This window comes from Clostridium thailandense (assembly GCF_019207025.1).
GTDB lineage: Bacteria > Bacillota > Clostridia > Clostridiales > Clostridiaceae > Clostridium_AM > Clostridium_AM thailandense.
Map to the genome: position 1 here is coordinate 1 of NZ_JAEEGC010000130.1, position 22,911 is coordinate 22,911.

General features: G+C 32.1%; 18 protein-coding genes. 10 read left to right on the forward strand and 8 right to left on the reverse strand.

All coding sequences use genetic code 11. The annotated features are described in order from the left end of the window. Positions 1-39: 39 nt before the first annotated feature. From I6U48_RS21990 to I6U48_RS22000, 3 genes are all read left to right on the forward strand, one after another. Positions 40-1,017, forward strand: a complete 978-nt coding sequence (locus I6U48_RS21990; protein WP_218322633.1) for a uroporphyrinogen decarboxylase family protein — start codon at positions 40-42, stop codon at positions 1,015-1,017. A gap of 128 nt (positions 1,018-1,145) precedes the next feature. Beyond that, positions 1,146-2,969, forward strand: a complete 1,824-nt coding sequence (locus tag I6U48_RS21995) for an ASKHA domain-containing protein (protein ID WP_218322634.1) — start codon at positions 1,146-1,148, stop codon at positions 2,967-2,969. A 108-nt stretch (positions 2,970-3,077) separates the two neighbouring features. Next, on the forward strand, positions 3,078-3,986 hold the full coding sequence (locus I6U48_RS22000; RefSeq protein WP_218322635.1) for a uroporphyrinogen decarboxylase family protein: 909 nt from the start codon (positions 3,078-3,080) through the stop codon (positions 3,984-3,986). Positions 3,987-4,200: 214 nt separating this feature from the next. Here I6U48_RS22000 and I6U48_RS22005 read toward each other — a convergent pair whose 3' ends face one another. Both I6U48_RS22005 and I6U48_RS22010 read right to left on the reverse strand, forming a co-directional pair. Further along, positions 4,201-4,560, reverse strand: a complete 360-nt coding sequence (locus tag I6U48_RS22005; RefSeq protein WP_218322636.1) for a PilZ domain-containing protein — start codon at positions 4,558-4,560, stop codon at positions 4,201-4,203. 212 nt (positions 4,561-4,772) lie between these two features. Then, complete coding sequence (locus I6U48_RS22010; protein ID WP_218322637.1) at positions 4,773-6,086, reverse strand: pyridoxal phosphate-dependent aminotransferase; 1,314 nt, start codon at positions 6,084-6,086, stop codon at positions 4,773-4,775. Between the two features lie 463 nt (positions 6,087-6,549). Between I6U48_RS22010 and I6U48_RS22015 the strand changes: the two genes are divergently transcribed. Then, entirely contained in the window at positions 6,550-7,623 is a 1,074-nt protein-coding gene (locus I6U48_RS22015; RefSeq protein ID WP_246615497.1) for an FIST signal transduction protein, read from the forward strand. A gap of 301 nt (positions 7,624-7,924) precedes the next feature. On the opposite strand, the gene I6U48_RS22020 is transcribed toward I6U48_RS22015, so the two are convergent. After that, positions 7,925-8,692: a DUF975 family protein gene (locus tag I6U48_RS22020; RefSeq protein WP_218322638.1), complete on the reverse strand. Its 768-nt coding sequence runs from the start codon at positions 8,690-8,692 to the stop codon at positions 7,925-7,927. 410 nt (positions 8,693-9,102) lie between these two features. Further along, positions 9,103-10,212: a uroporphyrinogen decarboxylase family protein gene (locus I6U48_RS22025; protein WP_218322639.1), complete on the reverse strand. Its 1,110-nt coding sequence runs from the start codon at positions 10,210-10,212 to the stop codon at positions 9,103-9,105. A gap of 148 nt (positions 10,213-10,360) precedes the next feature. Between I6U48_RS22025 and I6U48_RS22030 the strand changes: the two genes are divergently transcribed. From I6U48_RS22030 to I6U48_RS22045, 4 genes are all read left to right on the forward strand, one after another. Continuing rightward, complete coding sequence (locus tag I6U48_RS22030; protein ID WP_218322640.1) at positions 10,361-11,620, forward strand: PucR family transcriptional regulator; 1,260 nt, start codon at positions 10,361-10,363, stop codon at positions 11,618-11,620. A 315-nt stretch (positions 11,621-11,935) separates the two neighbouring features. After that, a complete protein-coding gene (locus tag I6U48_RS22035) occupies positions 11,936-13,282 on the forward strand; it encodes a B12-binding domain-containing radical SAM protein (RefSeq protein WP_218322641.1) in 1,347 nt (448 codons plus the stop codon). A gap of 190 nt (positions 13,283-13,472) precedes the next feature. After that, complete coding sequence (locus tag I6U48_RS22040; RefSeq protein ID WP_218322642.1) at positions 13,473-14,462, forward strand: lactate/malate family dehydrogenase; 990 nt, start codon at positions 13,473-13,475, stop codon at positions 14,460-14,462. A gap of 66 nt (positions 14,463-14,528) precedes the next feature. Next, a complete protein-coding gene (locus I6U48_RS22045) occupies positions 14,529-15,302 on the forward strand; it encodes an EFR1 family ferrodoxin (protein WP_218322643.1) in 774 nt (257 codons plus the stop codon). Positions 15,303-15,468: 166 nt separating this feature from the next. On the opposite strand, the gene I6U48_RS22050 is transcribed toward I6U48_RS22045, so the two are convergent. Genes I6U48_RS22050 through I6U48_RS22060 form a run of 3 tightly spaced genes read right to left on the reverse strand, consistent with a single transcriptional unit; the run spans position 15,469 to position 18,692 of the window. Beyond that, on the reverse strand, positions 15,469-17,019 hold the full coding sequence (locus I6U48_RS22050) for a DHA2 family efflux MFS transporter permease subunit (protein ID WP_218322644.1): 1,551 nt from the start codon (positions 17,017-17,019) through the stop codon (positions 15,469-15,471). A gap of 8 nt (positions 17,020-17,027) precedes the next feature. After that, positions 17,028-17,687: an HlyD family secretion protein gene (locus I6U48_RS22055; RefSeq protein WP_218322645.1), complete on the reverse strand. Its 660-nt coding sequence runs from the start codon at positions 17,685-17,687 to the stop codon at positions 17,028-17,030. 15 nt (positions 17,688-17,702) lie between these two features. Beyond that, positions 17,703-18,692: an HlyD family secretion protein gene (locus tag I6U48_RS22060; RefSeq protein ID WP_218322646.1), complete on the reverse strand. Its 990-nt coding sequence runs from the start codon at positions 18,690-18,692 to the stop codon at positions 17,703-17,705. Positions 18,693-18,876: 184 nt separating this feature from the next. Here I6U48_RS22060 and I6U48_RS22065 point away from each other — a divergent pair, with 184 nt between their 5' ends. Then, positions 18,877-19,518 carry a TetR/AcrR family transcriptional regulator gene (locus tag I6U48_RS22065; protein WP_218322647.1) on the forward strand — a complete coding sequence of 214 codons (642 nt, stop codon included), beginning with the start codon at positions 18,877-18,879 and terminating at the stop codon, positions 19,516-19,518. 123 nt (positions 19,519-19,641) lie between these two features. On the opposite strand, the gene I6U48_RS22070 is transcribed toward I6U48_RS22065, so the two are convergent. After that, positions 19,642-21,192, reverse strand: coding sequence for a PucR family transcriptional regulator (locus I6U48_RS22070; RefSeq protein ID WP_218322648.1), 1,551 nt, complete (start codon positions 21,190-21,192; stop codon positions 19,642-19,644). A 267-nt stretch (positions 21,193-21,459) separates the two neighbouring features. On the opposite strand from I6U48_RS22070, the gene I6U48_RS22075 reads away from it, so the two are divergent. Further along, complete coding sequence (locus I6U48_RS22075; RefSeq protein ID WP_218322649.1) at positions 21,460-22,257, forward strand: methyltetrahydrofolate cobalamin methyltransferase; 798 nt, start codon at positions 21,460-21,462, stop codon at positions 22,255-22,257. Positions 22,258-22,911 lie beyond the last annotated feature (654 nt).

The window sequence follows — 22,911 nt, forward strand, 5'->3', positions numbered from 1 at the left end:
CATAAATATATCATAAATAATATGGGGAGGTATTGACATATGTTAACTAAAAGACAGAATTTACTCGAAACTATTAAAGGTGGAAATCCAGATCGTTTTGTTAATCAATATGAATTTTTGAATATGATCACTGAAGTTCCTTCGAGAACTAGTCCAAAACGTGGCGGTAGTTGGGTAGATACTTGGGGTGTAACTTGGCGATGGCCAGAAGATCAACTTGGTGCATTCCCTGTGCATGATAACGAACATAAAGTTTTAAAAGATATTACTGAGTGGAAGGAATGTGTTAAAATTCCTAAAATTGATACTTCTGATGAAGCTTGGGCTCCAGCTGTTGCTCATGCCAATTCTGTTGATCGTAACGAGGAATTTGTATCACCTTTCTATGCTCCAGGTGTCTTTGAAATGACACATAATCTTATGAGTATGGAAGATGCATTGATGGCTTTATATGAAGAGCCTGAGGCTATGCATGAGTTAATTGATGCTATTACACAGTATGAATTGGATTTTGCAAAAGTGCTAGTTGAAAAACTTCATCCAGATTGTATTTTCCATCATGATGACTGGGGAAGTCAAAAAAACTCTTTTGTATCTCCTGAAATGTTTGAAGAGTTCTTTCTTCCAGCTTATAAAAAAATCTATGGTTACTATAAAGAAAATGGTGTTGAATTGATTGTTCACCATAGCGATTCTTATGCAGCTAACTTAGTTCCATATATGATCGAAATGGGAATCGATATTTGGCAAGGAGTTATGAACACTAATAACATTCCTGAACTTATCAAGGAATATGGTGGAAAAATATCCTTTATGGGAGGACTTCACAGTGGTTTGATTGATTTTCCAGATTGGACACCTGAAAATTGTGTTAAACATGTAGAAGAAGCTTGCAAAGCTAATGGAACTAAATACTTTATTCCATGCCTCACTGCGGGTTTACCTAAGGGATACTTCCCAAATGTATATGAGACAGTAACTGATGCAATAAATGAAATGAGTAAAAAAATGTTTTAAGGTAAATAACTTGGAAAAAACATTTTTGTTGTAAATAAAAAACATTTTGGATCAATGTGAGAAATAAATTAATCCAAAATGTTTTTTATGCTTATACTTAAATAAAAATACTTCATAGGGGGAATTATATGAATATTTTCAATAAAAAATTTGAACTTATTACTAATTCACAAAAGGGTAAAGAGGTCATAAAGGTTAAACCAGGTGAAAATTTATTTAATGTATTAATGGATAACAGAATATTTATAGATAGTCCCTGCAATGGAAAAGGAATTTGTGGAAAGTGTAAAGTTAAAGTAGTAAAAGGATTAAAGGAACCTACTCCACCTGATATAAAACATTTAACTAAAGAAGAGCTAGAAAGTGGATTTAGGTTATCCTGTAATTTAACTATAGATGAAGATGTAGAAATAGTACTTTTAGAAAAGAATAAGGATATGGAAGTATTAATAAATGGGACAGAACAGCAATATATTCTAGATACTGTGGTGAAGAAAAAATATTTAGCAATTGAAAAACCATCCATTAATGATCAACGAGATGATTATAGAAGGTTAAGTGATGCTTGTGAAAGTGATGATTTACTCATTAGATTACAATATTTACCAAAAATAAGTGATTTGTTAAGGGGAGCTGATTTTAATGTTACCGCATCACTTTATAAGAATCGTCTTTTACATTTAGAAAAGGGTAACTGTTTACAACAAAACTATGGATTGGCTGTAGATATAGGTACAACTACTATAGTAATCTATTTATTAAATCTAAATGATGGAAAAGTAATGGATATAGATTCAAGAGTTAATAGCCAGAGAAGTTATGGGGCTGATGTGGTTTCAAGAATAAATTTTACTATTGAGAATCCAAAGGGATTAGGTATATTGAAGGATAATATTATAAGCCAGCTTAATGATATGATAGAACTGTTATGTAAAAAAAATAACATAAGTGAAGATAACATATATGATATAGTTATTGTTGGAAATACTATTATGATTCACCTACTACTTGGACTTCCCTGTAAGAATATAACTATGGCACCATATATTCCGGTGATTACAAAGGCACTGGAGCTTGAAGCTAAGAAGATTGGAATTAAGGCTAAAGGCATGGTAAGCTTAGTTCCTTGTATATCAGCTTTTGTAGGAAGTGATATAACTGCTGGTATATTATCCTGTGGTATGTTAAATTCAGAAAAATACTCATTATTATTAGACCTTGGAACTAATGGAGAAATTGCGCTAGGCAATAAAAACGAAGTAGTAACTTGCTCTACGGCCGCTGGACCAGCTTTTGAAGGTACAAATATTAAGTATGGAATTGGTGCTGTAAAAGGAGCTATAAGCAAGGTTGATTTATCAAAGGATAAAATATATGAAACAATAGGAAATGAAAAACCCTGCGGAATATGCGGCTCAGGAGTGCTAGATGCCGTCGCACAATTTGTGAAGTTTGGAATATTAGATGAATCAGGTAGAATGGCTTGCGCGGAGGAAGTGGAAAACAAGGAGTATAAGAATAGGATTGTTCATATAGATAATATGAGACAGTTTATTCTAGCGCAAAATAGTATACATGAGGAAAGTATTACTTTTACACAAAAGGATGTACGAGAAGTTCAATTAGCAAAGGCTGCTGTATGTGCTGGTATCAAAATACTTTTAAAAGAAAAGAATATAAACTTTAATGAAATAGAAAAAGTGTACATTGGTGGTGGATTTGGGAATTATATGGATATAGAAAGTTCTGTTACCATAGGCATGATACCAAAAGAGCTCAAGGGAAAGATTGAATCTGTTGGCAACTGTGCAGGTGGGGGAGCTAAAACATATTTGCTATCAAAAGGAATAAGAGAGAATGCAGTAGATATTATTAATAAAACCACATATATAGAGTTATCAGAAAGAAAAGATTTTCAGGAATATTTTATAGATTCTATGATACTGGATTAATATCTTCAGTGATAGATGCAGAAAATCTTAAACAGATAAAATGTCTATTAGACATACATTTGGAACAATAAAGAGATACAAGTCTGGAGGGGGGCGACAAACTACTTTATGGATAAATATTCGCATTATAGCAAACGTGAAAGAGTACTAAAGACAATTAGGCGTGAGAAAACAGACAGGATTCCCAAAGGAGAGCTTTGTATTACTGATTCTATCATTTGCCGTGAATTAAATTGCAGTAAAATTGGATTTGAAGAAAAACTTGAATTTATCGACCGGCTCGGTCTTGACATTTTTACTGTTTCACCGATTTTTCCACAGGACAAGAATAGATTACCAGAACCGGCGGAATATGAATGGCCAGATATTAAAAAATGGGTTAGTGAGACCTCGGTTTTTACCTTTGCACTAATTGACGGTGCATTTGAGACGGGCCTAAGGACATATGGCCTCATGGATTTTCTAACACTACCAGAGGAATCTCCTGATGACCTGAAAAACTTTATTAGACAAGTTGAAAAACTGAATATTGCCATAATCAAACAAGTAGCTGATCAGGGTATAGATGGAATAATACTGGCAGATGATATCGCTTATGCACATGGACTATTAACAAATCCAGATATTTTGAGAGAATATTTTTTGCCTTCTTTGGCAAAGCAAGTTGAAGAAATTACACATCTGGGACTTCCAGCTTTTTACCACTCGGATGGCAATTACCGTGAAATTATTCCTGATTTGATCGATATGGGTATACAGGGGATTCAATGCATTGAACAACGATGCGGTATGGACATTGTTGCTTTACAGGAGGAATATGGCGATAAGCTGTGCCTGTGGGGACATATCGATACTGAAAACACAGAAAGTGCACATGACGTAGATTTTCTGAAAAACTTCTCAGCTTCTATACAAAGCCTCTCCACCCGAAACGGAATCATACTGGGAACAAATTGTGGGCTCTATGAAGGTATTGATATAGAAGGATTGACAGCAATATACCGGACTTTGGAGTAAATTATTAGTGACTCAGGAAATTTTCTCTCGCATCTCCATCCATAAACGCAAACATCGGAGGAAAAGGAAAAGCGCTGGAAGGTGTTGGAGAAATCAGTGTTCTAGTTTTTTTGCTGTATCAAAATATGACTTTGCTATCGCTCTGTATCCCCACGTAAAAGCTCTTTATGAGGCTTGTTCTTCCAAGCAAAAGCAGTTTAACGTGATTGTCTAACTACAATAGGTCCAGCTTCAAAATTTCCCTATACATATTTTGTATAGCAATAAATTGTCCACCAATAAAATAGCCTTGATCATATAAACTTACATGAACCACTTTAACAGTAGCAGGTATGGTTATTTTGTTATATTTAAATATTATTTCTAGTATATCATCTATCTCAAATTTTGTAGTTGAGACGAATCCTATACCTGAAATAGAAATATCCACACCTAATATATCTAAATGATTTTTTTTGAAATTTACACTTGTAATTTTGAATATTTCGTTATACATATATCTTCTATTTGTTCTTTGTTCTTTTTTAAATATCTGATATCTTTTGAATAAATAACTGTAATTATTATTTTCCATAGTATTTTATCACTCGCTTTTCTATTTATATTAGTGAATAATAAAATAATAAAGCAAAAATATTCATAGTGCATTAAGTTTTGGTTAATTTTATAAAATATTTAACAGAAATATTTAACGCAATGAGTAGAATATAAAGAAAGGTGTCTCAAAACTAATTGCTTAATTTTGAGACACCTTCTTTATATAAGTGGATTTATGCATGCAAATTTTTAGCGTTGTGCTTCATATTGTTTTAAAAGTTTAACAAATAATTCAGGAACCTTTTCCATATTTTCTGGAGATTCAATAAATGCAATACGGAATTGAGTGCTTCCTGGATTAGGTTCACCCTTCTTAATATCGTAGAAACCTTTTAAAGGTGCTACTAGAAGAGTTGTATCTACTCCATTGTAATCTACTGAGCCTTTTTGTGCACAGTATAAAACGAAGTCGATTGAATCAAAACCTGGTTTTACAATATTTCTAACATCAATTACTGAGTATATAGATGCATCTGGGCTTGAAACGATAAGACCAGGTTCTAGTTTCTTAATGCCGTCATATAATTTAAACATGATTCCTTTATAATATTCACGAAGGCCTTTGCACCATTTAGCAATTTCTTCCTTGCTTTCATGAGCTAGTGCTCCAAATATATACTGGCCAATTACATTAGCACATAGATTTGCAGTATATTCAGCTACTGATTGAGTGTGGTATTCTTCATTATCAGTGATGATAGCTCCGATTCTTAAACCGCAAGCATTCCATACCTTTGATGCAGTCTCGATGCTTATTCTTCTACCTTCTATTCCAGGTACATCTGCATCGCTAAGGCCCCAGATACTTACTAGATCAGTGTTTTCATCATAATATAATTCACGATAAGCTTCGTCACTCACCATCCACATATTATATTTTACACATAGTTTAGCAAGTTCTTTAAGAGCTGGGTAATCATAGAGCTGACCTGTAGGATTGTCATAAGGTATTACAAGAAGCGCTCCAGGATTATGTTCTTTAATAGTTTCTTCAAGTTTGTCTAGTTCTGGAAGACTGAACTTTCCGTCTTCGTTTAAATGACGTTTTACTGTAACAGTTTTACGTCCAATTCTTTCTGCAAAAGAAATATAATTTGTGTAAGCTGGGTCAATCATCATAAGAGGTTTGTCCCCAGTTCCTGCATCTCCGCAAACACCAAGTAATAATAGTTCCATACCACTGGATCCACCATCAGTTACTTGAACATGTAATTTGCTAGTATCAAAGCCTTCGCATTTAAGAATATTTTTAAATGCTGCTTGAGCTTCGTCTGTACCAACAGTACCTGAATATCTTATAACACCCTTTGCAAATGGACTTTCAGGTGCATTTAATGCAAACATTCTTTTTTGCATAGCAGGATTCGTTGGAAGTGAAACGTTTCCGATTGCTACATTGATTAATGCAGGTTTTTCTTTACGTTCTGCAAATTTCATCTGACCAAGTCTTACGTCTGATGGCATTCTTTTTTTAAAATGATCTGATAGTACTGGTTTATTCATTGATAAAATACCCCCTAAAATGTAATTTATAATATATTGTATAGAATTTATCGTTTAAATAATTTACTAGGACAATTTAAGTATTAAATATTAATTATTTACACTGATTATAGTATAAGTATTTAAGTTTTAAAACTATTTTTAATAAATTGAATAAAATTTAATGTTATTTGTTGTTTTAAATTAAGTTTATTAATATTAATCAAGTCTTGAAGTGTGTGAAAAATAATAATTTTATGTAAAATTGGATTAATACATTAATTATTATTTATATTATGTGAGAATTTTTAGACAAGGGTGTTTTTTGAAGGTGCAGACATGGAAAAAATCATACACAGAAAAATTCAGACAGTACATGAATTAAATATTTGCTTAAGTTATATTAAAAAACATCTTCTTATTTCCATAACAATAATACAATGATAATATTTACGTAGAGTATTGTGTAAAGGATGGTAACTGTATGTATTTAGAATCAATATCCATATTGAAAGAGTACGTAGAAAATTTAACAATAGAGTCTGGTGAACAGCTAATGTTATTAGTAGGTGAGAAATCATCTTTAGAGGTGGAGGAACTGATTAATTATTTAAATAATAAAAATATTAAATTTTTTGGAGGGATTTATCCGAGGCTTTTAATCGAAAAGAAAAGCTGCTCGAAAGGCTTTATAATTGAGAAATTTGAACCTATATATTCTGCCATGGTACTTCCATTTTTAATGAGATTTAAACTAGATTTAAGTAGTATAGAGGGGTGCACAGCTTTTATACTTGTAGATGGTTTATCTAGCAGAATGAAAGATTTAACTAATACAGTTTACGAAAAGCTTGGACCTGGGGTTAACTATGTAGGTGGAGGTGCAGGTTATTATGATATGAAACAAAGACCTTGTATCTTTGATAACAGAGGAATATATAAAGATGTACTTTATGTATGTGTAGTAAAGAACAAATCTAATGTAGCAGTAAAACATGGTTGGAATAAACTAGAAGGTCCTTTTGAAGTTGCGGCATCAAGAGACAATGTTTTAACGAAACTCGATAGCTACAGTGCATTTGAAGTTTATAGAGATGTTATTGAAGACCACGAGCATATAAGACTTCTAAAAGGAGACTTTTTTATATATGCTAAAGATCACCCATTTGGAATACTTCAAAGTAATGGAGAGGTTATAGTAAGAGATCCAATTAGAGTTAATGAAAATGATGAAATAATTTGTGTGGCTGATATACCTGTGAATAGTCAATTATACGTTCTAGAGGGAAATCCAAATACACTGCTCAATTCATCAATTCAAATAGCAGAGCATTGTGCATCCATCGCACCTAAAAAATATGTTCCTTTTTTATTTGATTGTATTTCACGAGCTATGTTCTTAGAGGAACGTTTTGATGAGGAGATAAGTAATATTCAAAGCAAGTTAGCATTTAAAGTAAAAGGAGCCTTGTCTATAGGAGAAATATCCTCCCGAAATGATGGCAAGTTAATAATACATAATAAGTCAACAATCTTAGGTCTATTAGAAATTGAGTAGAATTTGTTAAAGTTATAAATAAATCTAATGTAGGTTAAAAAGTCAGGTATAGACAAACACGGCCGACAATTAACTTATACTCCGGTATATATTGACATTCTTTCGGCACGATAACTACTTTTGACAAGTCTAAAGTATTTAAATGTGCCTTCCAGAATGTCAATATATACCTGCGTATAAGTTAATTGTCTGGTATGGTTATCTATACATGACTTTTTTCAATAGTTAATATTAATTATCTTTGAAAATTTCTCTTTATGGATACACAACTTATTTTGTTCCGGCTCTAATTGTTATAGTATTAATAAATATCATTATTATTATCTGAAATTTGCTCATTTAATAATAAAGCTTCACGACTGCATAAATTATTTTCAAGGGCATCTTTCCTTAATACCAAGTATAGTTCAGCATTTGTAGCATTCTCATAAGGCATTACAAATAATACACCTATTCCTAGAGCTAATGCACCTAATATATACCAACCAATAAAGGATAAATCTAATACAAACATATCGAATTTATGACCTTTGGTCATTTCATTACTTAGCGTAATAGCTTCTTGAACGCCAATATTTGGATTATCTGCAAGGATATATGGTACCATTCTGTAAGCATAAGATTTAATGATACCAGGTATTATTAATAGCAGAGTCCAAAGGAGAATAAAAACGTTTGTTACGAACATTGTCTTTGTTATTCCCATATAGTTTTGCTCATTAAATCCAAAGCTAAAGCATTTTTTATTATTTCTATATTGAGCAGATTTTATAAAAAACCTTCTTCCACCTACTTCTAAACTATATCCAATAAAAATACGGAAAGCTATTGCTGCTATAATTATAACTAATATGATCGATACAAAGTTCCAATCTATAAAGCCATTATTATGGATATTTGAATAAATATAGTTTCTTGGGTTTTTAGAGTGAGAGCTACCGCTACCGCCGCCGCCCCAACCGGTATTACCTCCTGCTAGAGCGATGACTATACTAACCCAAAATGCACTCCAATAAGTTTTTCTTAAAATAGTTTTAGCATTATCTTTTAATTCTTTTCTAGACCACATAATATATCCCCCATTAAATTTATTGTTTTTAAAAGCTTATAGCATAAAAAGTATTATGATAAAGAATTAATGTAATTAGATTATATGGTATTACATAACCTTTATCAAGTTAATAAAGTACACATATTTACCTTTGCTGATTGATTTTATCTTATTATATACATATAAGCTTTCTATTACATTTTATTACTAGTTTTTTCTTATGATTTTAAAATTGACTGTGATGCTTTTCGGAAGCTTCTTAAAAATATTATATGGGAAATTTTAGATGTTTTGAGAAAAGAATAGAGAAAAGAGAAGAAGGTAATCAAAAATAAAATGGGGGCTGTTGCACTTATAGACAATCTTTTGATAAATTTACTTTCGGCCGTGTATGTCTATAATGAAACAGCTCCTATATGTTACAGTGATTATTTTCCAGAGGCAGCGGCAACCATGGCTTTCACATTTTCCACTTTAGCATTTGGAGGTATGGAACATCCTGAGGAAAGAATGAATCCTATTCCCATATCCTTTATCAGTTGAGTTGAGTAATTGTATACTTCATCGGGAGTTCCTAGTGTAAGTTTTGCAGCTTGAACATCTCCTTTAATGCACATACGAGCTCCGAGTTTTTCCTTTATTTTATAAATATCTGTCATGCCATCCGTTTCAAAAACACAGGTTCCCTTAGGAAAATCTTTAAAATAGTCGAGAGCACGTTCCCAGTTAGCATCAATATGGAAGTTGGCAGTTATGCCTGTTTCTATTACGGCTTCGGTTATCTTTTTAAGGTGTTTCCATATAAATCTTTCCCAAAGTTTAGGATTATAAAAGTCTGGACATGCACGGCCCATAGCTATAAATACACTCAGGGGGTCTACCGAATACTTAAGTTCTTCCTTCATAACTTTGATGTTGTAATCAGTAATAATCTCCATTACCGCATCGACCTTTTCAGGCATTCTCCTTATATCCAGTATGAATTTTGCCATAGTGCGCCCTCCGCTCAAATAATCAACTGGATGTGATATCTTACCTCCCATATAAATAGGATATCCTTCATTTCTCATGTTTTTGTCAAATTGAGTTCCATTATCTATCAATTCTTTCAATATTTTAAAATCAACATTTATTCTTTTTGAATAATAATCTTTTTGAAATTCTTCAAAGCCCTTATCTATTATGGTATCATAGTCATCAATGGTCATTGATTGGCATTCATCAATCTGCCAAAGCATATTATCAGGAAGTTCGCGGCCGGGAAGTTTTATATTTGAAAAAAATATTGTTCCCATAATTGCAGCAGCGGAACATACTCCAGAGGCTGCGTCCACATCTCCAATCAACTTTGTTCCATTTATAAAAGCCTTATTTGACATTTCTAAATTTAATACAAAATCAGATAATTTTAAATCGGTTGCAACAGCAAAAAAGGAATCTCCAAATGGAACAACAGGAGTCCTATCTGTCTTTTCTAATTTTATTGTCTTTTTAACTCTTTCCATACGTTCATTGTATAATTCTTGTGCTGTTTTCATATTAATTTCCCCCCATAATTTGAAATATTTTAGATTTATATATATATATTTAGATATAAAATTTATAAAGCCTTTGTTATAATATTAGAAAAATGAAACAATATTTTGTATGGATTGCACATTATGTTTTTAAAGGAGGTATTATACTTTGGAAGAAAGTTTGAGAAGGTTAAAAGAAGAGCTTGCTGAAAATTCCTTTAAACTACTAGAAGCTCTGGCACAAAACAAGGGTCTATCGTATATTATTGAAATAGGGTATAAAATGCTTGGAAATCCCTTTTGCATAATAGACATGAGTGGTAAAGCAGTTGCGACAATAAGCAGTGGAAAGATAAAGGACGACCCAGTATGGAATCAAGTAGTAACTCCTGGGTACATTTGCTTTGATACATTTTCTTTTTATATAACAAATAAATTTTATGCAAGGATAGATAATAATGAGGCTCCTTTCTTTTGGGTTGATAATTACTCAAAATATCCAAGACTTATTGGGAAAATAAAAGCTCAGGGTAAACATATTGCAACTCTTATAATTTGTGAGCATGAAAGGCCTTATGAGGTGGGAGATGTCAAGCTTACTTCAATTTTATGTAATGCGTTTTCAGTTGAATTACAAAAAAATGAATTCATAAATTATTCTCAAGGATTAATGTATGAGGCTTTCATTGAGGATTTATTGGAAGGAAAAATCAAAGACAACAGAATAATTCAAGAAAGAATAAAAATACTAAATTTAAAATTCAAAAGAAATCTTTTTGTACTTACTATCAATGTAGACGATTTCGTGACTAGAAGATCATTAATTTCATTAAACGTTCTAAGGGGAGAACTGGCAAAAATAATACCTTCGGTTAAAACTATAACACATAGTGATAAAATTGTTATGTTACTCAGTTGTGACAATAGAAAGCTATTTTTTAAAAATGACTTGGAAGCTCTTAAAAAATTCTTTAAGAGATATAAAATGTTCGCTGGACTCAGCAGCTGTTTTAGTAATATGGGTGAAATTGAAGAGTACTATTTGCAGTCATTAGAAGCATTAAAATTAGGAATGGATATGGATAAACAAGCTATTTTATTTAATTATGAAGACTATGCAGTATTTCACATGGCAGATATATGTTCCGATGTTATAGATCTTAAAAAGGTCTGTCATCCACCACTACTTGAATTAATTGAATATGACAGACAAAATAATACAGACTATACTCAAAGTCTCTACGCCTATATAATAAACTCAAAAAATCTCGTTAAGTCTTCCGAATATTTACATATTCATAGAAATTCTCTAGTTTATCGAATAGAAAAAATTGAAAAAATCATAAATGTTAATTTGAATGACAACGATGTATTGTTTAACTTGCATTTCTCGTTTAAATTGTTAGAATTTATGAAAATAACTTTTTAAATCTAAATTTATAAAGAGCATTTCTGTATAAACCAGAACTGCTCTTATTTATTGTAAAATAATTGATATATAGTTTAGTTATCTCAAATAAAACAATAAAAACACAACATAAAACAATAAAAATTTATTGATAAACAATAAATAAAATGTTATTCTATACATAGAGTTAAAAGTAAAGGCGGCATCACACTACATAGATACCCAAATCAGATACTTAACTTATACGCAGGGATATATTGCAATTATGGAAGGCGCATTGAATACTTAAAGCAAATTAGTTAAGTACTGAGTAAAGTTTATTTGAGGAGGTAATGTATGAAGATTAAATTAATTCAACCAGCTATGCTGCCAAGACCTATGGATACAAAGTTGAAAACAAGAATGTCTCCTTCGTTAGCGTTACTCACAATAGCAAATCTCACGCCGAAAGGGCACGAAGTTATTATTGAGAATGAAAATGTTGAGAAGATAAATTTTGATGAACCCGTAGATTTAGTGGTAATAACCGTCACAGTAGATGTTATGAATAGAGCGGTGGAAATATCAAAGGATTTCCAAAATCGTGGAATATCAGTAATTGCAGGGGGAATACATATTACAGCAGACCCAGAAAGTGCTGTTAATAGTTTTGATGCAATATGTGTAGGGATGGCTGAGAGAGTTTGGAAAAAAATTCTTAAAGATAAAGAAAATAATTCACTTAAGAAGATATATTACGACATGGAAAATATTTCTGGAGGAGAAATAGTATCACCTAACTATCACATCATTGATAATAAAAAGTATTTATATACTAATATAATTAGTACAAGCAGGGGATGTCCTTTTGAATGTGATTTCTGTTACAATAGTTGCAAAAATGTACTTAAAACTTATATTAATAGACCTATAGAGGATGTAATTAAAGATATAAGAGTATTAAAAACAAGACATATAATGTTTATTGATGACAATTTTATTGGAAATCCTGTATGGACAAAAAAATTATTAAAGGAAATAAAACCTCTTAAACTAAAGTGGAATGCGGCGGTTACTTCTAATATAGTGGACATGCCTGAATTACTAGATGAAATGAAGGAGTCTGGTTGTCAAAGTCTGTTTATAGGCTTTGAAAGTATAAATAGTAAGTCAATAGATAGTGTCCATAAGATACAAAATAGTGTAAAGAGATATGAAAAACTTGTAGATGAAATTCATAAAAGAGGAATAATGATAAATGCAAGTTTTGTTTTCGGATTAGATGAAGATGACATCTCAGTATTTAAGAATACATTAGAATGGATAGTTAAAAATAAAATAGAAACGGTAACCTCACATATCCTTACACCATATCCTGGTACGAAATTATACTCATCATTAATAGAGGAAAATAGAATTTTAGATTTTAATCTGTCAAATTATAATACTGCGCATGTGGTATATAAACCAAAGAATATGACAGCTGAAGAACTATATAATGGCTACTTATGGATATATAAAGAAGTGTACACGTTTAAAAATATAATGAAGAGACTACCAAAATCTAAAAAGCAATGGATTCCATTTATAGCGTTTAATTTATTTTATAGGAAGTTTGGAAAGCTGACGGAATTGTTGTGCAATATAGTTTCTTTTAAGAATATAGGAAGATTTTTTCGATGGTTATCTTATCGTATAAAGTAGGTGGTGGAACTTTTATCTTTCTATCATTTATCCGATGGCTGAGGTAAGAGGTATTTCTCTTAAGCAAACTCCACCTGAGTCTTAGAATTACTTGATAATATTCTGGTCAAAGGTGCCAAGAATGTGTTAATATGTAACTAATAAAAATTTTTAATTAACAAAAATAATATTTTCTTGGGAGATGATCTATATGCATAAAAATAAATTAGTCGTTGTTGGAGTTGGACATGTTGGTTCATATGTTTTAGCAGATGCTATGAAAACTGGTTTGTTTGCAGAAATTGGTGTGATCGATATTTTAAAAAATGTAGCTTATGGAGAGGCTCTTGATCAAGCTCAGGCAACAGCCTTAACTTATATGAATAATGTTGATGTTAAGAGTGGGGGATATGAACAATGTGCTGACGCTGATGTCATTATTATTGCTGCCGGTCCAAGTGTTATACCTGATCCTGATAATCCAGAAGATGAACCAGATCGTACTTTATTAACAAAAATGAACTGTGAAGTTATCCGTGAAGTTATGACTGGTATTACGAAATATACAAAAGAAGCAATTGTAATTTTAATTACGAATCCTTTAGATACAATGGTTTATATTGCTGAAAATGAATTTGGTTATCCCGTTGGACGTGTATTTGGTACTGGAACAATGTTAGATTCTGCTCGTTTACGTAAATTAATAGCTGATACATATCAAATTGATCCTAAATCTGTTACTGGTTATATGATGGGTGAACATGGCAGTACTGCTTTCCCTGCTTTGAGTCATGTCAATGTTTCTGGTATTCCATTTATCGAATTAAATCAATATTTCCAAGCGACAGCAGATATTCAATCTCCTGAAGTAGTAAAAGCTTCAATTATTAGTGCTGCTTATAAAGTGTTAAATGGTAAAGGTTGGACCAATGCTGGTGTTGCTCAAGCTGCAGTTACAATGGCAAAGGCAGTTTTATTAGATGAAAAGAGTGTTTATCCTGTTTCTACTACTTTACGCGGACAATATGGTCATGATGGCGATGTGGCATTGAGTATGCCATGTATTATTGGGCGTGAAGGTATTTTAAAGCAATTACCTATAAAATTAAATGAATGGGAAGCACAAAAATTAGAAGAGTCAATTTCCTTTATTCAAGCAACTATGCGTGATGCAAAAACTGGCCCAGACTTTGCAAAATAGAGCAGAGAAAAGTTTAAGCGAGATAAGAAATTATACGTCTCATTAGTAATAAGGTGGTGATTTTCCATGGATACAACTATTTATTATTTTACTAGTACAGGCAATTCGCTTAAAATAGCTAAGGATCTAAAAGATGATCTGGAAAATACTAGCATCGTTCAAATATGCAAGAATAATATGAATATCAAGAGCGAAACAAAGTCAGAAAGAATAGGATTCGTATTTCCCGTTTATTTTAGAGGATTACCTCATATGGTAAAGAAGTTTGTAGAAAACCTTAATATTAATGTAAATTCATATTGTTTTGCTGTTGCAAGTTATGGAAGTAATGCAGCTTTATCCTTTGAGCAGCTAAATCATTTACTTACAAGTAAAGGAGCCGTTTTATCAAGAGCCTTTGGAATACCTATGCCGGGAACTATGTGGTCTATGTATTATCCACATCCTAAGGAAGATTATATTAACAGGATTGAAGCCCAAAGAGAGCTAACTAGAGAAATTGCTAAAGAAATTAATAATAAAACTATAGTTAAGCTTTCAGAGATAAATAATAGAACCTTAGAAGAAAAAATGTATAGCTCTTTTCAACCCTCTGGAGAAGATAAGGATTTTTGGGCAGATGAAAAGTGTGACGACTGCGGAATTTGTGCAAGAATATGTGCTGCCAATAATATAATTATGTCTAACCAAAGGCCACAATGGCAGCATCAATGTGAGCAATGTTTGGCTTGTCTTCATTGGTGCCCTAAAGAATCTATTCAGTATAAGAAAGATTCTTTGAATAAAGAACGATATCATAATCCTTATGTCAAAGTAGAGGAACTATTCCAGAAGCATTAAGTATTTATATAGGATGGTGTGATTAAACAAAATTTTACATTTAGTAAATCCATCAATATCAATGCATTCAACTTTTTTAATTTCCATGTCTTGATATATAAAATGGACTTTATCACACCCTCCTATACAATGAACATATAGCTGCTTAATTATTATAAGAGCAGCTTTATTCTGTAGCAACGTTCATTTTATCATCTTCTAACTGTTTGCTTTTCTTTAGCAAAAGCGTAGGAATAATAACCATAGCAGTAATAATTGAAATGACTAGCATTGTGTCGTTTAGTCCTTGAAGCTGAGACAGCTTTACAACAATCCCATAAAGCTGACTTAGAGCTCCAGCTTGAGCATCACTTGAAGACATTCCAACCTGGACCATAGAGCCCTGTAACATTTTAAACAAATTCATACTACCTGGATTTAAATTGCTCACCTGCTGGGCTAAGTCTGAATAGTTAGCTGTAGTTCTATTTTGCATAATACTTGTAATCATGGTAATGCCAATAGACGTCCCCACTTGTTTCACAGTATTCATAAGAGCAGAAGCATTTGACATCACCTTCTTTGGCAATCCACTAAGACCCAAGGTCTGAACCGGTGCCATAAGAAAACCAACCCCAAATCCTCTGATGGCTAATAGAAATGTAATGGTATCATTGGAAGTTTCTAATGTGATTTTTGACATGCTATAGCTATTAAGCCCAATTAATATTAAGGCAGTTATGGCAAATATTCTTGTATCTATTTTGTTTCCTAGTTTTCCATATAGTGACATAGAAACTCCGGTTGCTATTGCTTCTGGGAAGAGTATCCAGCCAGCCTGCATTGCAGTTAATCCTTTGATTTGTTGTAGAAATACAGGCATAAGGAAAACAGCTCCATTGAGTGCCAGTAATGCAACATTCATAATAATGTTACTCATACAAAAAGTGTAATTCTTTAAAAGTCTTAAGTTAAGCATAGGCTCAGGAATCAAGAGTTCATTTACAACAAATATAAGCATACTATAACATCCAACTATCATTAGTAATACATTTTTGATATCACTCCAATCCAAATTACTTTTTCCAAGTACATAAAGGATAAGTGCCATTCCAATAGCTGAGCTCAGAAACCCTATAATGTCAAAGTACTTTGTTAATTTACTATCGGATTTTCTAAGTACAATTATAGCAGTTATTATACTTATTATTCCAATTGGAATGTTTATAAAAAAAGCAAACCTCCAACTAACATTCTCAACGATATATCCGCCAAGAGTTGGTCCTAAAGCAGGTGCGGCCATGTTGCAAATACCAATTGTACTTATTACCATGGGCATTTCTTCTCTATCAAAAGTTGTCATCAATATTGTCATTCCTAGAGATATAATAAATGCTCCTCCCACTCCCTGAATAATTCTTGCTGTTATGATGGATATTAAATTCCATGAAATTCCGCACATTAATGAACCCAAAGTGAACATGCTTAAAGCAATAACAAAGATTTTTTTAAAACCAAATCGTTCACTTAAATACCCAGTTGACGGTATGGTAACTCCCATAGTTAGCGTATATGCACTTACCACCCACTGTATTTGATCGAGGGATGAACCAAAGGTTTGCATCATTTTTGAAGTAGAGAGATTTACAATACTGGTAGCTAGATTTACCATAAATAATCCTAGTACAACCACACTCATTGTAATCCATTTATATGAGTTTCCTTTTTCCTTGTCCATAATTTCACCTACTTTATATGGATTTTTACAGGCGCATTGGTTCCAGGCAAAAGATTTACGTCTGTTTTCTCGAATAGGATTTTCACTGGAACTTTCTGAACAACTTTTGTGAATGTGCTGCTTGAAGAGGATGGAAGCATAGAAAATGCGGAATTTGCTGCATCGCCTATTGATTCGACTTTACCCTTAAATATTCTTCCTTTAAACTGATCAATACTAATCTCTACTATCTGACCTGGTTTTACTTTTGCAACCTTAGTTTCCTCGATATTAGCAGTTACATACAACTGGCTAGGATCTACCACCATAGCAAGAGTAGGAGTTGAGGCGCTTGATTCATACTCTCCAACGTTTGCCTGCTTTTTAATAATTACTCCATTCATAGGTGCTCTCAAAAGAGAAGTATCTATATTGGAATCATCCAATCCAATTGAATCAATACGACCAATGATTTGATCTTTTACTACTTTATCCCCCTCCTTAACGTTAAATTCAACAAGTTTTCCTGACACCTGAGGAGATATCTTCACAAAATCTCCAGCTACCTTTGAATCTTCAGTAGAAATAAAATTATTATTGTTATACCAATAATAATATCCTACGCCTCCAAGGGTTATTAGCATTGCAACAAATATAGTTGAAATTATTAATTTCCGTTTTTCCTTCATTCTTATCATCCTTTCTTAATCTCTTACGCCGACTTCAACAAACATACCTGGTTTCAATTGCATATACTGATCTTTAAAACTCACTTTAACAAGAATGTTCTTATTTTTTGAATCGACTACAGAGTCAATCATAAATATTTCACCGTTAAATTCCTTGTCTGGAATTTCTGCTACTTTAATAATTACTTCTTGTCCAACTTTTACTCTATTTATGTATGCTGCAGGAAGGTAGGCATTAATCAGCATTGTATCGGAATTTACAACAGTTATCAGAGTAGAGCCTGCTGCTGCTAATTCTCCGGTATTGATAGTTTTTTCTGTAACAACTCCAGATATAGGAGAAATAATGACTGCATTCTCAAGTTGATTTTTTGCAATATCCAATGCTGCTTGGGCCTCCTTCACTTGTGATTCTGCTATATTGATGCTCTCTTGAGTTTCTCCTTTATTTAAAAGGTCCAAAGACGCTTTTGACGAGTTATAGGATGCTTCTGCTTCAACTAGTGATGTCTGCAGCTCTTCAAGTTGAGATTTTGAAATAGCTCCAGTATCAAAAAGCTTCTGGTTTCTCTCATAAGTAGTCTTAGAGTTTTCATATTTGGCTTTTGCACCGTCTACTGCAGCTTGAGCTTGATATATTTGCTCGGGTCTAGCGCTGCTATGTATTTTAACTAAATTTGCCTGAGCAGTATTCACAGCAGCTTCTGCCTTAGTTACTTGAGCTTGAAGCTCTTTTGAATCCAGCTTGATAAGTAGATCTCCTTTTTTCACCTTTGAACCAACATCAACATAGGTTTCAGTGACTTTATCAGTAATTTTGGGAGATATATTTACATTTTCATTTGTACTAATTTTACCTGCCATTAGATATACTAGATTCTTCTTGCTGCTATTCTCTGCATTAATGGTACTTTTAACCTTAATCTTATCTGAACTGCCGCACCCAGTTAATGTGGAGATTCCTAAAATTGCTGATAATATCAATATTAAAGTTAGTTTTTTCATTATCCATTACCCCTTTCTGATTATTATTCAGTTTTGAAGTTTAACTATTGTTAACTTTTTAATCTTTATAAATTTTTGTTTTTTACAAATAAGAAACGCATCGTTTCTTATTTGTATGATATAATAAGTTTGCAATAAATGCAATAGAAAAAATAAAATTTTTTAAAAGGGTGGTGTTAGCAATATGGATGAGCAAGAAAACAACTCTTCCCTTCAGCCTGCTAAGTCGGAGGATGACGAAAGCAAGAACACTGGAATTAGGCGCCGCGGCAAAATTCTTGAAGATGCTATACTTAAAGCTGCCTTAGATGAACTCACTGATGTAGGCTATTCTCATCTAACTATGGAGGGAGTTGCTGCACGAGCAAAAACAAATAAAGCAGTTATATATCGTCGTTGGCCAAACAAGGCGAAACTTATAATCTCATCATTACAGAAACATATACCTAAACCTATCACTGATGCACCGAATACAGGAAATCTTCGTGATGATGTAATTATCTTGCTTCGAGGAATATTAAAACCGCTTGAAACTATTGGCAATGAGACAATACATGGCCTTATGGTGGATCTTAGCAGTCATTTAGTATCCTCAATGCCAGAAATGGCAAATTTAAGTGAAGATAAATTATCAAAAGCTATGATGACAATTTTAAAAAATTCTGAACTTAGAGGTGAAGTTAATCTAGAAAAGATTAGTCCTAGAATTGTTTCATTGCCCTTAAACTTGATACGCTATGAGATTCTTACTACTCATGAGCCAATATCTGATAAAACCATTAATGAAATTGTTGATGATGTTTTTATTCCACTCGTTCGTTTATGAGATTTTTTTATTACGGAGACTTCAAGCTTATTTTTGTAAAAATTAGAAACTACTTTTATGATAGGAATTTTTTGTTGTAAAAGAAAAAGAAGCTGCTGTACTAAGAAATTAGTGCAACAGCTTTTATTTTGAGGTTTCAGCAAACTTTAATATTTTATATGAAAGATAAAGGTTTAAAGTAACATCCGGATTGTTTAAATTTAAATTCATAATCTCTGCAATTTTATTAATACGATAGTCCATTGTATTGCGGTGAATATTTAATGCATGTGCTGCCGCCGCGATGCTATTTCCGTTTGAAAGATAAGCATACAGACTTTCTGAATAGCTTGCATTATTTTTACAATCATAATTTATAAGAGCAATCAATGAAGGATTAAGGAAATTCTTTAAATCTTTGTGTTCTGAGGCTATATCTATGAGATGATATAATGAATAATCGCCATATGCATAAATAGTTTTTTTACCATTCATTCGTATGCCAAGTTCAATTGATTTAATAGCTTGCAGATAATATTCATGTATATCTGCAATATCATGAAAGCAATGACTTAACCCTCCAACCAGCTGCTGTTTTTCTAAAAATACAGAGAGGTTATTAAGATAATCTTCAGATAGAGTTTCGCTTTTAGAGCTGAAGACAATTACAAAGTTATTGTGGTAAATTAGAGACTTGCCACTATAAACTAGATTGTTGAAAATATCTAACATGTAAGGATGAGGGATATATTCATTACTTTTCTGAGTAGGACTAACTGTAATGACATATAGGTTTTCTTCAAAATTCAAATCCATGTATTTCAATCTTTGTTTAATAACTTCACGACTTTGTTCTTTCTCTTCTAATAAATCTACAATGAAATATTCATATCTCTTTCCCTTGCTGGAATAGAATACAGAATTTCTTTTAAGTGCAGAAGAAATTACATCAGATATAAGAGACATAAGTTTAATATCACTTTCCTGAAACTGCTTTTCATATTCTAATGTTGAGAGATGTCCAAATACGTTGCCATCTATTACAATTTTAGCTACTATCCATTGGCGTGGAGATGCTTTGGTTTTAACGAATATTGGAAAATTGCTTTTGTATAATTTATCTAAATTTCCTTGCTCGATTATTATTGTAATCTCTGTATCTGTAAAATAATCAACGCTTGTGATTTGTTGCCAAAATGGATCATCCACAGAAACACCTTGAGTATATCCAAGTACCTTAAAGCTAATATCATGTAAAAACAATGGGTTTCCAAGAATTTTATAACCTATGTTCATAATATCTTGAAGACTACCATCAGAGAGCAGTATATTCATTAATTTTAATGAGCTTTGAATATAATGACGATGTATCATTAGAAGAGATCTTATTTCATTTAAAATTTGGATGATATCTATACTTTTAGTAACTATTATAATATTTGAATCTAGATGGTGTATATACTCATCAGAAAGAGGGATGTCAGCAATGCACAATACGTTTGTTGGAATATCTTTAAAAGGAATTTCAAGCAAGTCTGAAGCATTTCCTATGTAAAGGAAATCTTGTTGGAATAGTCTATGGTTTTTGTTAAACAATTCAACAGAATAAATACAAGAAAATTCTTTTTTAAAAACATATAATTTAGGACTTAACTCAATAATATAATCTACAATTTCACTAAGAGGTATACTCATATAAATCACCTATAATTCTGATCATTGTAAAAAGTTCCAAAAACACAATCGAATTTTCTGAAATTTCTACAATGATATATGTAAAAATTTATGATAAATTGATTATATAACATGAAAAGACAAAATACAATGGGTTACATTGATGTGTATTTCTTAAATATGCAGATTGTTTTAAAATATTTTGTCTATAAAATTAAAATTTGGAGAAGTATATGAAAATGAATATTTATATGTAAATTATTACGAAAGTATTAGGGGGGAAAATAATTGTTGATTATTGGAGAATTAATAAACACAAGTAGAAAAGCAATACGTGAAGCTGCTCTGAAAAAAGATGGTGAGTATATACAGCAAATTGCAAAAGTACAGGAAGAAGCAGGAGCAACATATATAGATGTAAACTGTGGTACATGCATAGAAACTGAAGTAGAGACTATGGAATGGTTAATTGATAACATACTTCAAGCAACTAACCTGCCATTATGTATAGATAGTCCCAATCCAGTAGCTTTAAGAGCAGGATTAAAGAAAGCTACAAATGCTAAACCAATGATTAATTCCATAACAGATGAAACTCCAAGATGGAATGCAGTATTGCCTCTAGTAAAAGAGTTTAACGCTAAAATCGTAGCATTATGTATAGATGATGGTGGTATGCCTAAGACAAATGAAGATAGAATACGAATTGCTCATTCTATAATAACAAAGTTAACTGCAGAAGGAGTTAACTTAGACGATATATATATAGATCCACTTATAAAGCCAATAAGTGCAGGAGAAAAGAATGGAATAGAAGTATTAAAAGCAATACAACAAATTATGGAGGGACATCCAGGAGTACATACTACTTGTGGATTAAGTAATATATCTTACAGCTTGCCAGCAAGAAAGGTACTTAACAGATTATTCATGGTACAAACTATGGCAAGAGGAATGGATTCTTATATATTAGATCCGACAAACAAAGAAATGAGAGCTGCTTTAATTGCATCGCAGGCATTACTTGGACAAGATAGATTTTCAAGAAAGTTCATCAAATCTTTCCGTGAAGGTCTATTTGACTAAGAAACTTGTTTATTGAAGCTTAAATCTCCTAAGGAGATACGGTTTTAATATATAAGGTAGATGTTGTAGAGGAAGCAGGAGTGAAAAGTATAAAATATCATGTAATGTAAATAAGTTAAAAAGCCTTTATGCAGCAAAGTAAGCAAGTATTTAACCTAAAACCACTTTGGAAGAAATTTGTATGAATAGCTGCAGGAGGTTCTTGCTGTCTTCTCTCATTCTACCTCATTTAACTTATATAAGCCCACTCTTTATTAAGGATATGGAACCAGGTTTCATACTATCCAGTGGAGGTTCAATACCTCCAAATGACAAGGTTGAAAATATAAAAGCCGTGATTTCGGTTGCTACTGGAAAATAAAAATTTATAGAGTGATGCAGGAATATAGCCTATATCTAATTCCAAAAGTAAATCATAGAATTAGATATAGGCTGTATTTTTTATGTTTCTATATTTGGATTTGTTAAAACATTCCTACTTTAGTTATCTAGCAGTAAAGTTTATTTTTATACGTTACATAATATGTTATTCACATGGCATTAGAAGTGATACTATAAATTTTAATTTAGTGAAAATAAGAGATTATATGAGTAATATTTCAATGAAAATATATTATAATTTAATGTATGATATGATTTCCCACAGGAGGTGGG

What these genes read in the sequence shown, in the direction of transcription:
- I6U48_RS21990 (WP_218322633.1), top strand. Translation starts at nt 40, where the DNA reads ATGTTAACTAAAAGACAGAATTTACTCGAAACTATTAAAGGTGGAAAT.
- I6U48_RS21995 (WP_218322634.1), top strand. Translation starts at nt 1,146, where the DNA reads ATGAATATTTTCAATAAAAAATTTGAACTTATTACTAATTCACAAAAG.
- I6U48_RS22000 (WP_218322635.1), top strand. Translation starts at nt 3,078, where the DNA reads ATGGATAAATATTCGCATTATAGCAAACGTGAAAGAGTACTAAAGACA.
- I6U48_RS22005 (WP_218322636.1), bottom strand. Translation starts at nt 4,560, where the DNA reads ATGGAAAATAATAATTACAGTTATTTATTCAAAAGATATCAGATATTT.
- I6U48_RS22010 (WP_218322637.1), bottom strand. Translation starts at nt 6,086, where the DNA reads ATGAATAAACCAGTACTATCAGATCATTTTAAAAAAAGAATGCCATCA.
- I6U48_RS22015 (WP_246615497.1), top strand. Translation starts at nt 6,550, where the DNA reads ATGTATTTAGAATCAATATCCATATTGAAAGAGTACGTAGAAAATTTA.
- I6U48_RS22020 (WP_218322638.1), bottom strand. Translation starts at nt 8,692, where the DNA reads ATGTGGTCTAGAAAAGAATTAAAAGATAATGCTAAAACTATTTTAAGA.
- I6U48_RS22025 (WP_218322639.1), bottom strand. Translation starts at nt 10,212, where the DNA reads ATGAAAACAGCACAAGAATTATACAATGAACGTATGGAAAGAGTTAAA.
- I6U48_RS22035 (WP_218322641.1), top strand. Translation starts at nt 11,936, where the DNA reads ATGAAGATTAAATTAATTCAACCAGCTATGCTGCCAAGACCTATGGAT.
- I6U48_RS22040 (WP_218322642.1), top strand. Translation starts at nt 13,473, where the DNA reads ATGCATAAAAATAAATTAGTCGTTGTTGGAGTTGGACATGTTGGTTCA.
- I6U48_RS22045 (WP_218322643.1), top strand. Translation starts at nt 14,529, where the DNA reads ATGGATACAACTATTTATTATTTTACTAGTACAGGCAATTCGCTTAAA.
- I6U48_RS22050 (WP_218322644.1), bottom strand. Translation starts at nt 17,019, where the DNA reads ATGGACAAGGAAAAAGGAAACTCATATAAATGGATTACAATGAGTGTG.
- I6U48_RS22055 (WP_218322645.1), bottom strand. Translation starts at nt 17,687, where the DNA reads ATGAAGGAAAAACGGAAATTAATAATTTCAACTATATTTGTTGCAATG.
- I6U48_RS22060 (WP_218322646.1), bottom strand. Translation starts at nt 18,692, where the DNA reads ATGAAAAAACTAACTTTAATATTGATATTATCAGCAATTTTAGGAATC.
- I6U48_RS22065 (WP_218322647.1), top strand. Translation starts at nt 18,877, where the DNA reads ATGGATGAGCAAGAAAACAACTCTTCCCTTCAGCCTGCTAAGTCGGAG.
- I6U48_RS22070 (WP_218322648.1), bottom strand. Translation starts at nt 21,192, where the DNA reads ATGAGTATACCTCTTAGTGAAATTGTAGATTATATTATTGAGTTAAGT.